The 13,249-nt window shown below is 51.5% G+C and carries 6 protein-coding genes and 1 tRNA gene; 6 read left to right on the top strand and 1 reads right to left on the bottom strand.

The features are described from left to right. The first annotated feature begins 27 nt into the window (after nt 1-27). The 5 genes from BMY19_RS25120 (at nt 28) to BMY19_RS30610 (ending at nt 8,018) form a co-directional block, all read left to right on the top strand. Nucleotides 28-102 (top strand) — tRNA-Thr (locus BMY19_RS25120). A 1,696-nt stretch (nt 103-1,798) separates the two neighbouring features. Beyond that, nucleotides 1,799-4,951: a metallophosphoesterase gene (locus BMY19_RS25110; protein WP_091682851.1), complete on the top strand. Its 3,153-nt coding sequence runs from the start codon at nt 1,799-1,801 to the stop codon at nt 4,949-4,951. Between the two features lie 347 nt (nt 4,952-5,298). Then, nucleotides 5,299-5,970 carry a cyclin-dependent kinase inhibitor 3 family protein gene (locus BMY19_RS31460; protein ID WP_348529862.1) on the top strand — a complete coding sequence of 224 codons (672 nt, stop codon included), beginning with the start codon at nt 5,299-5,301 and terminating at the stop codon, nt 5,968-5,970. Next, nucleotides 5,971-6,891 carry an ADP-ribosylglycohydrolase family protein gene (locus BMY19_RS31455; RefSeq protein WP_244527051.1) on the top strand — a complete coding sequence of 307 codons (921 nt, stop codon included), beginning with the start codon at nt 5,971-5,973 and terminating at the stop codon, nt 6,889-6,891. Between the two features lie 185 nt (nt 6,892-7,076). Beyond that, a complete protein-coding gene (locus BMY19_RS30610; RefSeq protein WP_139215693.1) occupies nt 7,077-8,018 on the top strand; it encodes a hypothetical protein in 942 nt (313 codons plus the stop codon). Nucleotides 8,019-8,880: 862 nt separating this feature from the next. On the opposite strand, the gene BMY19_RS25095 is transcribed toward BMY19_RS30610, so the two are convergent. Beyond that, nucleotides 8,881-11,028, bottom strand: coding sequence for a phage/plasmid primase, P4 family (locus BMY19_RS25095; protein ID WP_139215692.1), 2,148 nt, complete (start codon nt 11,026-11,028; stop codon nt 8,881-8,883). A 1,005-nt stretch (nt 11,029-12,033) separates the two neighbouring features. Here BMY19_RS25095 and BMY19_RS25090 point away from each other — a divergent pair. Further along, a complete protein-coding gene (locus BMY19_RS25090; RefSeq protein ID WP_100253284.1) occupies nt 12,034-13,248 on the top strand; it encodes an ABC transporter substrate-binding protein in 1,215 nt (404 codons plus the stop codon). The last annotated feature ends 1 nt before the right edge of the window (nt 13,249 follow it).

Here is a 13,249-nt window from a genome sequence, read left to right as displayed (position 1 = left end):
AATTTTCTCAATGGTTTCAGAGCGCGAGCCGGTGTAGCACAGCGGTAGTGCAGCGGTTTTGTAAACCGAAGGTCGGGGGTTCGATCCCCTCCGCCGGCACCATGAAATTCACCATGAAATCAACAGGTTAGGTCGACGATAAGGGCGAGACAGCCGCTACTCTTACACAGCGGTGTCACACATTGCCTATCCGAATCGCCCGGCCGTGGAAGGACCCGACGTCCGGGGTCTATCACCTTCGGCAGCGGACACCTTCAGATTTGCTCCTACGGCTAAGGGGCCAATCCGTTACGCTTCCCATCGGGGAGGCGTCGGCTTCGTTAACCGTCGGCTCTATCGTCCAGGCATCTCTGCGGACCAAAGACCTACGCGAAGCCAAGGTCCGTCATGCGATTGCCGATGGTGTGCTGAAGCGGTTCTGGCACGCCCACCGAACTGGGATGATCACACACACCCCAAACGATGGGTCTAGCGCGCGCGAGACTGCCCTCCTACGTCCAGCCATCGGCAATATCGCAAAAGAACCCAAGTGCCGGCCTCGCCCCGCATCAGGGACAGCGGAGAGCACAGAACTCCTCTTGACCGTAGGCGACCTGTTTGAACGCTGGGCGACCTACAATGCCGACAAACGCTCACGGAACACGATCAAACGGTACCGTGGCAGCTTTCGGTCCCTATCGAGGTTCTTCGAGGGGCGTGACGTTCGGACGCTGACAACCGACGACATGTACTCGTGGGCGGAAACGCGACGCGACTTCGAAGGCATCTCCGTCCAGGCAATCAATCGCAATGATCTAGCCACCGTTAATTCGGTTTTTCGTTGGGCGTCAGGGCGATCTGGTGGCTCGATGATTTCGGGCAACCCCGCATCAGGCGTCTCGCTCGATAGGCCCAAGATAGCGCCTGGACGCGAACGAACATTCCGAGAGAACGAAGCCGTAGCGATCCTGGCAGCGGCATCTGCGACGGTTCCCGATCCGATGAACCTACCCCGCAGTGCGACCCGAAGGTGGTGTCCATGGCTTGCCGCTTACTCAGGAGCGAGGATCGGTGAACTGACGAGCCTGGAACGTAGAGACATACGTTTTGAGGCTGGCATACCCGTGATGGACCTGCGGATCACGAAGACGGGCCAACCTCGCTCCGTACCAATCCATCCCCACCTCATTGAACAGGGTTTTCTCGCGTTCGTGGAAGCGTGCGGCCCCGGCCCACTGTTCTATGACGAGAAACGTCACAGGAGCGCGTCGGCCACGTCACCCGGAGAGCTTCAGAGCCATAAGCTAGGTAGATGGGTCCGCGAGACCGTCAAGCTCGATCCGGGCGTCCATCCGAACCACGGTTGGAGGCATACGTGGAAGACGCGCGCTCTCGGAGCCGGGATCGAAGAACGGTTACGGGACGCAATCACCGGTCATAGCGTCGCATCGGTAGGCCGGCGATACGAAACACCGACCCTAACGATGCTAGCTGACGCAATGAAGCTGTTTCCAAAGTACAAATTGAAGTACACCGACACAGCTTGACCAACGTGTAACTCGGCAATCTACGTCGATTACCTTCGAGTTGCCAATCGCTTTATGGCAATGCATTGCTCCGATGGCCAGAAGCAGAGTTAACAAATGTTATCGATGCCATTTCGCCAGTCGCGACAACTATTTACAAACTTTCGACGAGTTCGAACAAATATCGAACGATAGCCTTGCGCCAACGTGAAGTTGCGGCCATCATACCTCGTTATGTCACCGCGAGTTGATCCGAGCGATCATTCGCGACCAATCTCTAGGCGAGTGATTCCATGAAGTCGGTTAAGATACTTCATCTAAGCGACCTTCATTTGCGTAACCCGTGCGCCTGGGATCAAGAAAGAATAATTAGTGCCTTAATGACGGACATCGCGAAATTGCGGTTCACCTCCGACGCACCCGATTTGATTGTATTTTCAGGTGACTTAGTTCTTGGAGCGGCTCTTGAAGAAGCATACGCGCCTGTCTTTGATCTATTAGTCAAGATAATGGAAGCGCTCGATTTATCTGAAGACAGATTAATTATTTGCCCCGGCAATCACGATATCAATAGGGATGTTGTTGGAGCAAATATTCCAGCGCTGGAAGATTATAGGAGTTCAGCATGGACATATAGTGGCGCAAATAAATTGATAGAAGACAGAGCATTCCAGAGTTACGTCGCGAAAGCCTTCAATGAGTATAACAGCCTCGCGGGTGCGCTATCAAATCAAAACTGCACTTATTCAGATGCCTTCTCTTCGGTATATTACATTCGAGATCTGGGGCTGGCGATAGTTGTATTCAATACAGCGACATTGTGTGCCGGTGGTATCATAGATAAACTTGCCGATCAGGGAAAATTGTTTGTTTCAGAGAAAACAATCGTAACGTCATTAGATAAGGTCCCGAACGGAATAGTTCCTCTTGTTGTCGGCCATCATCCGCCAAGCTGGTTTAGCGACGACAATCAATCGATATTCGAGAGAATCTTGGCCGGAAAAACCTTGGGCTATCTAAGTGGACATTTGCATGATGTCTCCCCCAGGCAATCTCAGCTGTTAAGCGGGGGCTTTCTTCACGTCCAAAGCGGGGCGCTATATTGCGGTCGGAATTATTGGAACGGCTACGGATTAATCAATATAGCTCCGGAAGAGGGCCACGCAAGAATAGCATACAGAAGATGGTTCGAGCACCGTCTTGGGTTCTCTAAAGCGGAAGATCTCGGCGATGATGGAGTATTCTACTCTTCCGAGTCAGCGAAACATTTTTTTGACGCGCTAACACCTGGGTTTGACCTGCATATGCTTGAAAGATGGCGTGTCACCAAGTTGCTGCCACATCTTTCTGAAAAGTGCGCTAACTTGGTATCGAATAGCCCGTCGGACAATTTGTTCGTACCCCCAGATTTTGACCGCGAGATACCATTTAGAACTGAAGGCGAAGCACGCATCGGTTCTCGAGTAGAAACTTTTTCAATTGACGACATAATAAGCTCGAAACTTAATTACGTTATCTCAGCACGACTTGAGTCTGGCAAATCAACGCTATTAAACCAGATCGCTCATCGGATTGCGCAACAGTCTGCATTTGTGCCGAAATGGGCGGTCCCTGTCGTTATTCAGTTTAACTCTATTAAGACATTGTCAAAAAGCATTGATAAGCTTGTCAAAGATCAACTGCCGGATCTTGAGATCAGCGCTAACTCGCTACTCGAAGGCGGCCACATAACTATTCTTGTCGACGATATGGATTTCAATATAATCAAGAAAAAGAAGGCGCTTGTCGACTTTGTTATAAATTACCCTAAATGCCGATATATCTTCGCGACTAGCACTACTTTCGTTGAAACAGCGGCCCTGCAGCCCGAAATCGTTCCTGATATTCCATTTACGCGCGTTCGGATGCGGCCATTCCGTAAGGGTCACCTGCAAACCTTAGTGGAAAACCACGGCTTAACGGATCCCAAGCAGGTCGACCAAATGGTTGAACGAGTGATCCGCGACGCGAGTGCGCTAAACGTGCCGCTTACGGCTGTCACCGGCACATTTTTGATTCAAATCATTCGTGAAGAGCCTGATAGTACAGTTTTAAATCAGGCATCTCTGATCGAGCGCTATATAGAAATGTTGCTGCAAAAATACGCGCCCAGGGAACTCTTACCTGGGACGTTTGATTTCCGGAATAAAGTAGATTTGTTATGTAATGTGGCGGAGATAATGACCCGCCAAGATGAGTATGATCCAACGGAAAACGACTTGATTGGATGGTGCATCGCATACTTGAAAGAGTATGGTCTTAGATATACTGCTACCGACTTGGTAAATTATTTTGTCGAAGCACGCATCTTGGAACGGCATGGAGATCGTATCCGCTTCCGATTGCGTATGTTCTTCGAATTTTTTGCTGCAACACGGATGTCAGATTCGCCGGAATTCAAAGATTACATATTTGATGACTCACGTTATCTTGCATTTATAAACGAGATTGGTTTCTATTCGGCATTAAACAGAAGAGACAAAGCAAAGATAGATGACGTTCACATCAAATTTTTGAAATTGACTGAAGAACTTAATAAGGTCGACAAACTCGAAGACGTGCATGCCTTCTTCCGCGATTTGGCAGTTCCTATGAAAACCACCACCGAAGAGGAACTTACGTCCCTGCGCGGTCATCTCAAAACACCTGAGCAGATCGACAGTCTCAGAAAAGAACTTTCAGAAGGCACCGATCTACACGACCAAGAACAATCACAATCAGTCATACGGCAGAGGTTCAATACGCCACAAGAGAAATGGGTTGGCCATCTCTTATTACTGAGTGGGATGGTCAAACATATGGAGCTAATCAAAGATGCAGATAAAAGAAGATTACTGACCGGTGCCGTCGAAGGCTGGGCAAGATTTACAGCAATGTCGATGGATATTGTATCTGAGCTAGCTGTTAGAAAGCGAGTTGTGTTTAACGGAGTAACTTATAGATCTTCATTAGGTGATGATTTACCGGTTGGAGAGACGGCTCGACGCTTAACTCTTTATATGCCGATAGCGGTTGCACGGATGGCAAGCGTCTTTGTTGGCACCGAGAAGCTTCGTTTGCAGATCGAAGACGGGATCGGATCAGAGGAGGAGCCGGCTGCACGACAATTCTTGCGCATGTCGATCCTAGCCGATTTAGGAGTCCCCGGGTTGCCTGAAGTCGCTAAGAAGGCAAGCGAGAGAATGGGAGATAGTCAGTTTCTTCAGCATGTGCTCGCGAGAAAATTATATGAAGTAGCGGTGCGCTTTAGGTTGAATAAAGAAGAGTTGGCAGAGATTAGGGATATAGTTGGAAATTCGTTCATCCAGCTGAACAACACTCCTCGCGGAAAGCAGATCGCTTCAAAGAACAATATAATTGCTGGAATGGAGCAGCAAAGATTGCAGCTTAAGCTTGGCAAGCGCTGAACCACAAATACTCCGCGTTTGAACAACCTATTAAATGGGCGGCCTTCGACTAGTAGGTCGCCCATCAATCGTACTATTCCCGCTTTAGGAGCCATCCTATGGGAGCGTTTATATTCACAAAATGTGCGATGCAATAATTTAAAAGATTTTGTTGACCGTGCAATATCGGCCTTTTTTGATGTGCAATTTACCACATTCAGATCAGTATTAAAAGTTCCTTCAAATGCACATCTCTTAAACTACATGTTTTGTTTCTGTCAAAAATTGTAAATCGTCATTAAGGTCAGTGTCGGCTATTCCTTCAGGCCACTTGCTGCAATGATGAACGCGGTACCAAGAATTAAGATATGTGTCTTGGATATGGCGTTGCTATGATATATGTTGTTCGCAAGGGGGGGGGCAACATGGCAGCGTTCGATACATGGCACGTCGGTCAAGCTATTTTCGGTTCACATTCCCGCTGCAAGGTCCCTTATCAAGTTCGAACGTCCCTTACACATCCCCTACAGATCGCGACCCTCTCTATTGGCGAGAACAAAGCACGCGTGGGCATCACCATTTGTCCCGGCAAGGTGGATCACACGTCAGCCGGTGGACCGTGGGAGCGAGACCTACAGGCTGATGTGGCGGCTATCCAAGGTTGGGGAGCCTCGTCGGTCCTTACCCTTCTGGAAGCCCACGAGTTCGACCTACTAAATGTGCGAGGCTTGCCAGAGGCTGTAAGGGATGCGGGCATGATCTGGCACCATGCCCCGATTCCTGATGTCAGCGTTCCACGTCAGGCCTTCGATGCGGCATGGCGCACCATAGGGCCTCGCCTCGTGGAGCAGCTACGTCACGGACAGTCGGTGGTGGTCCACTGTAGGGGTGGCCTTGGTCGGGCGGGGATGATCGCGGCTAGGCTCGTTACGATAATGGGCGAGGAACCTTCGAGGGCGATTGAACGGGTCCGCGCTGTCCGGCCAGGAGCGATAGAGACGCCGGCACAGGAAGCTTACGTTCTTGGGCAGAGGGTCTGAATGTCTGAAGCCGTACGTGACCGTGCCCTAGGAGCATTCATTGGCCTTGCGGTTGGCGATGCGCTCGGAACCACCCTTGAATTCGAGATACGAGATACGAAGCCGCCCGTGACGGATATGGTTGGTGGTGGTCCGTTCAACCTGAAGGTTGGCGAATGGACGGACGACACCGCGATGGCTTTGTGCCTCGCTGATTCCCTCTTGGCCTGTGACGGTCTGAACGAACAAGATCTCATGGAGCGGTTCTGCCGCTGGTACGAACTCGGCGAGAACTCGTGCACGGGCTCTTGTTTCGATATCGGGATCACCACGAGGAAGGCCCTGGAAGCGTATCGGCGCACAGACAATCCGGTAACGGGGCCTGTTGATCCCCGTACCGCTGGAAACGGTTCGATCATGCGCTTGGCGCCTCTGGTTTTGCGCTACTGGAACGATAACGACCGCCTGAAGGATGCCGCTCGTCGCCAGAGCTACGTGACCCACGGCGCAGAGGAGGCAGTGGACGCGAGCGAAGCCCTAGCGACGGTCCTTGTCTCGCTTATCGGAGGAAAGCCGTTGTCGGACGTTCTCTCCGAATCCTACGGCCCATTCTGTCCGAGGGTTCAGGCCATCATGGACGGGTCGTGGCGCGGGAAGGCTCGGGGTGACATCCGATCATCAGGCTATGTGATCGACTCGCTTGAAAGCGCCTTCTGGTGCCTGTCCGAGACCACCACCTTTCGGGATGCCGTCCTCCTGGCAGTGAACCTTGGGGACGATGCAGACACGGTAGGGGCAATCACCGGACAGCTGGCAGGGGCAACGTACGGGATGTCTTCCATCCCCGAGGAATGGTTCGCGCGGCTGGCCTGGAATGCACGATTAGCCAATGAAGCGGATCGACTGTTCGATGCCAGTTTCCGCCTAACTAATGTACCGTGATCATCGGTTTATGGCGTAGACTTAACTGCTTTTTACACTATGGCCCGGCTCGACACGCCTCGGATGAAATCGAAGTAGTAGTTCCCGAGGAATCCGACCGCATTAACTACCTGTTAATAGTTGCATAACTGCAACAGCATTCGAGACTTTATATGCTTATCTGGCGCAATATTGGAGCGTCGGCCATGGCACGAAAGCACATTTCATTAGTTTTGGCAGCCCTTGTAAGTAGCGGCTGTTCTATAAAGCCGATACCAGATACCGTAACTGGTTTCTCGACCTACCGCATAGCCGAGAGAGTAAAATGTGAAGCGCAAGGTGCAGTCGCTGCCGCGATTACAAAAAGACTTCGTGATGATAAGAATGAAAGAGGACTTGAAATCGCCAATTTGATAGATAGAGATCCGCGCAACGTTCGATTGCTAAAAGATTATAGTCGCCTACCCGAGATACAGCGCAAATCTTTTGGGCTATTCGACGACACAATTGCCGTGTTTGATTTCCAGCTTCGAATGACAGAGAGTAACAATTTAGGTGGCGGTACAAATCTAGGCAATCCAATTACCACAGGCCTAAATCTTGTTGGGCTGAAGCTGTCCGACAATAAAGAGAGGCAAAACTTTAGAACTTTCCGGATCACGACAAATATTGTAGACTTGATGTTCGAAAATTGCGACCCCGTGCAGCAATATGATCCAAAATTTAAATATCAGAATTTCGAATATCCAATTGCTGGTCGGATTGGATTAGATGAAACTTTTCAGACCTATTTCGAAATCGCATTTACCAATAAACTTGGGCCGTTGAAAGAATTGTCTGGGCAGAGTCCCTTTGTAGATACAATAAAATTTACGACTTTTGTTTCGGGAGAAATCAGCACAGGAATTGCTGCAACTCCTGCTGGTAGAGGTTACCAATTCCGAGATGCTAACCTCGCTTTTGGCGCTTCACGGCGAGACGAACACCAGCTAATCGTCGGTCTCAGTCTTCCCGAAAAGAGCAAAGAGTCCGGTGGACCAAAAAACACAGCCTTGCTAGTCAATCGAGCCGTAGATAGGTCTATCACAAAACTTCAATTGTTCGGGTTAAATCCTTTAAATCCATTCGGGCCTTTGAACGATGATTAGATGGGGCTGTTTTTGATCAAATCCGTAGATCAGTTAAGCTGCAACATAGCGGAACAGTTTTAGCGAGACCGGAATAGATCAAAAGAAAAATAACATAACCAGGCAACAGACTATGGAGCATCAAACGCTCAATGCCCCCTGTCCATTGCGTCAGGCCTATACCATCGCCCTCTGCCACACCGGGCATATGTCACGAGTCAGGTACGCCATCAGATTACGATAATCGGCAACCGTCTCGGCGTAGTCCAAGGCGAATAGGTCCTGGCAGATCTGAATCGCCCGAATTATCGTAATGCGGCACTCGACCTTCACCCTATCCTTGTCGTCCAACATACTATCAAAATCGTCGATAATATCCTCTAAATGATAGAACATCCGCTTGAAGTCGAAGGACCTTTCACCATCATTCAAACGATAACGATAATACGCCTCCTCGGAACCACGACGGAGCATCTTTCGCAGAACATAGCTATTATCGCTATTGGTGCTGGACGCCGAAAAAGAGAAATTTTTCATTGTATGTTCAATAATGCCTTCTATTTGATGATATGGTAATAACTTGATTGGAAATTCTGTGTTTACGTGGTCATTTATTTCAAATCTTGCGTGAAATTCTCATCGCGCTTGCCGAATTTGGGGCTTGGGCGGGATTAATTTCTACATTGCTGATCCAGCTTTTATTGTGTTTCTTATGCCTTCACCTCTTTCTTTCCGAGTGGAGGGTGGATGTTACTTACCTAAATTCCAATAAAAAATAATTATTGGATATAGGAAGTTAGGTAACAAGCCTCCATTCCTCCACTGCTATTAAGTCAGCCAATCGCGACCGAAGGGAAGCGACGGGAGCGAAGCCCCGGAATTATTATTTCAGTCGTATACCGGTTCGTGCATTGCCCTTGCTCAGCTTTCGAATACCGATGTCGTAATTATTCAATGCTTTAGAAAATGCAATTTGATTCAATGGTTCGACGCCACTGTTATTCGAATAAGCGACATAGTGGTTGTATAGTTCGCCAGCCATCACACGACTGGTGCCATCACGGATGCAAGCTTCTTCGATAAACTCCCTCACGTTATCATTCTCATTACGATAAGCGTTCAGCGCCTTGCGGACCGACTCAGGTGGAGCAAGAAAGTCGCCCTTCATCTCTCCAATCTGACGCAAGCCTTCAAGCGCCCAATTCAAAATGCCCGGCAATTCCCCCTTTAGCTTTTCCAGAAGTCTAGGGTCCTGCTCTGCTGGCGTGAACGTCCGCTTGAACTCAATCAAATGCAACCGTCGCCAAATGGCATCATCATTTCCGGCAATTCGTGGTAGTTCATTGCTTCCAAACCACATCTTGAACTCAGGTTTTAGATTGAAATAATCCTTGTACAGGCGCTTGACCGACATCATATCCCCACCGGTCATGCGTTTCACTTTCGCGGAGGCCAATCGATCTCCTGCTTCACCTTCCGTAGCAAAGACAAACCTTTTCCCGTCAAGCGAGGCAAGATCGTCCGTTTTATCGTTCCCGAATTTCGCTTGCATGATAGAGTGCGGAGGTAGAGACGTTCCGTAATCGCCCATCAATGCTTGCAAAAGGTTCAGAAACACCGATTTGCCATTTGCCCCCGTGCCAATAAGAATGAACATGGCTTGGGCTTCAACGCTGGCAGTAAGAGTGTATCCTACTGTTCGCTGAAGGTAAGGAATGACTTCAGGGTTGTCTTCAAAAATCTCTCCGATGAACTTCGAGAACAGAGGGCATTCTGCATTTGGCCTGAAGTCGGTCCCGATGCGTTTCGTTACAATATCGTTCGGGTCCACTAAATTCATCATGGTCAGATCAAGCACACCATTCCGCGTTCCCAACAGATAAGATTGACGGTCAAATCCCCTATCATCTCTACGCTTAAATGTCTTTGCAAGTTCAAGAACCGCGTTGATCCGAGCATTGGATTGTGCCGCTCGAAGCTTGATTGGATCATTCGCAACATTGCCGGTAGTTGGTGTCTTTAAGAAATCGATAATCTCGCCTTTCACTTCAAATACCGTGATCGGATCGTGCACACCAGAATTTCTCTTGTAGAACTTCTCGGAATACTCGCCGTAGATAATAGTTTCGCTGGTAGAGGCATGAAACGCTTCGGCCGTCGAGATGTCCGTGTTGGTGTCTACAACCACACTGATCGTTTGCACATTGCGGCCCCGGTCATCCTGTGATGGTACGGATCCATCGCCTTCCATCCATTCAATAAGACATACGATAGCTTTCTCCGATCCAAAAAGATCAATGAGGTCTGACTTCCATCCCACTTTTCGCTCAGTCTCGTATCGATTATATGTAGTCGCAATCGCCAACAGCCTATCTTCTCTTTCTTCATCTTCGGTAATGGAGCAAAGAGTGCCTATGATTTTCTCACATGCTTTGCGATCAACCCCACTGCAAGCACATAAACCGGCGAATTGCATTGCCAGTTTGTGCCGACCTTTTTTGATCCAGAATGCAGACAGAAAGCTTACTGTTGCAATCTGTCTTATAGCCGTGAGTAGGATGCCGCGATCACATGGGGTGGGCGAACCATCCTTCCCTTCTTCGAATCGCACCATTTCGCCATCGTCGGGGTGAATCGACGGGGGCATCATAGTTTGACAGCCGTTCCCTCTAAACTCGACCAGGGTTTTGCCGTCGTTGGGATTTTTCAGGCGAAGCGACGCGGTATCTCCTTCGACGCGATAGAAATAATGGGATGCCGGACGACTATTGCGACCCATCACCATATTGGTCTCCGGCAACAACAATGCTCCGGCAGCAATCGTATTGGGGCCATCCAGGTCAATGTCGACTAGACCATACGATGCGGTTCCCGTTAGGAGACCTACATTGATCGCCTCTGGAATGGCGCCGAATTGATCTATTTCATGCAGCGAGACACCGTTGTTCGGCCAATCCGACAGCAATGGACGCTTGGTTTTGCCGACAAGAGGGATGTAGCGATAGGTTTCTGATTTAATATTAAATGTCACGTAGATACTCTAATTTGGTCATGCGAAATCATTCGGACGATTTGGCCCGGATGTGATATTTGCAATAATGGTAGTAGTTGAATGACGCCGCAGGAATATCAGGGCGCCGGCTTGATGCAGTCGACTGTGATTTTAGTTATGCGATGATTCGCCAAAAATGTCAAGTAACTTTGCGAAGTATGATCGGATAATAGTGACATATAGGCCGTCTACACCGTCATTATACCATAGGTTCACGAACTTACAAGTCTAACCGAGAAAAACAATAATAGAGGCACGGCATTTTTTGTTTTTTCTCGTTTCAATCGAGAAATCTGGTCCGACCGTGCTAAATTATAATAACACACTCGCTTACCGCCCTTCATCCACCTTCAGGTTGCGGCACGCTCTTTTCGGTTGCGCGCCTTAGTCCCGTATTATCGGCCGTATTTTCTCGTTCTAGTTCAGTTAAATTCTTCCAATTTCGAATGCAACGCGCGCTATAACATGTTTATGTGTGCTTACATCTTCGATCGATTGTGGAGGTTAGCCGTTGAATATATGCGATGGCTTGACCAGATCGATTCAGATGCCCGGCTTAGGTTCCTCTTGACGATCACACTTAACTCTCACACAGTACGGTTGTCGGGTTGTCTTGCCCCAGTCGATTTGACCTTCGAGAACACGGTGCAAATACGGTGAAATAACCGTTCGTCGGGGGTTCGATCCCCTCCGCCGGCACCACGACATTCGATCGCCGAGGCCGGGCCTCGCGCCCGTGGGGCGTGACCGTCGTCCGGCACAGCGCGTCGGCTGAGGCCGCGCCACCGCGCCGATCCCGATGTCGCGACGGGCCGGTCTAGGGTGGGAGTTCCGGCCCAATTCCGTCGGCACCGCCGCCGCGACACATCCGGCGCCGGCCTGTCTCACCGCTCCCGGATCCGGTCGCGGACCGCTGCTTGACGCTGGGATGCCAGCGTGCCCTCCTGGCCGAAAGACAGAAACTGCCGCGGAGGACGGTCTGCCATGGCGTCGATCCGGAGTTGCGTGCTCTCGGTCGCGATCGGCTTCGCCGCGCTCGCCGGGCCGGCTGTTGCCGAGCCGATCCGCGTCAAGGTCGGCGTCCTCAACGACATGTCGGGCGTCTACGCCGATACCGGCGGCAAGGGCTCCGTCGTCGCCGCGCAGATGGCGGTCGAGGATTTCGCCAAGACCGAGCCGCGCGTGCAGGTCGAGATCGTCTCGGCCGACCACCAGAACAAACCCGATATCGGCGCCGCCGTCGCCCGCCAGTGGTACGACCGCGACGGCGTGGACGCGATCCTCGACGTGCCGACCTCCTCGGTGGCGCTGGCGGTGAGCCAGGTCACCCGCGAGAAGAACAAGGTCTTCATCGACTCGGGGGCCGGCACCACGGAACTGACCGGCAAGCAGTGCTCGCCGAACACGATCCAGTGGACCTACGACACCTACGCCCTGGCGCACGGCACGGCCGGCGCCATGCTCAAGCGCGGCGGCGACACGTGGTATTTCCTCACCGCCGACTACGCCTTCGGGCTCTCCCTTCAGAACGAGGCGAAGGCCGTGATCGATACGGGCGGCGGGCGCGTATTGGGCGCCGCGCGGGTCCCGTTCCCCGCCACGGACTTCTCCTCGTTCCTGCTGCAGGCGCAGGCCTCGGGCGCGAAGGTGGTGGGTCTGGCCAACGCGGGCGGCGACACGGTCAACGCGGTCAAGCAGGCGCACGAGTTCGGGCTGACCGACGGCGGCCAGAAGCTCGCCGCCCTGCTGATCTACGCCGTCGACGTCCACGCGATCGGCCTGCAGACCGCGCAGGGCCTCGTGCTGACCGAGTCGTTCTACTGGGATCTCAACCCGGAGACCCGGGCCTTCTCGGAGCGCTTCTACCCGCGCAACGGCAACAGCATGCCGACGATGAACCACGCGGGCGTCTATGCCGGGCTCCTGCACTACCTGAAGGCCGTGGCGGCGACGAAGTCGACGGACCCGCAGAAGACCATGGCCTGGATGAAGGCCAACCCGACCGACGACCCGCTGTTCGGCAAGGGTGTGGTCCGGGCGGACGGGCGCAAGATCCACCCGATGTACCTGTTCGAGGTGAAGGCGCCGTCCGAGTCGAAGGGCCCGTGGGACCTCTACAAGGTGCTGGAGACGATCCCCGCCGAGCAGGCCTTCCGCCCCCTCGCCGAGGGCGGCTGCCCGCTCGTCGCCAAGCCGTAGG

Origin of the sequence: Methylobacterium sp. UNC300MFChir4.1 (genome assembly GCF_900110155.1) — a bacterium.
Taxonomy (GTDB): domain Bacteria; phylum Pseudomonadota; class Alphaproteobacteria; order Rhizobiales; family Beijerinckiaceae; genus Methylobacterium.
This window is presented reverse-complemented; position numbering and strand designations above follow the sequence as displayed.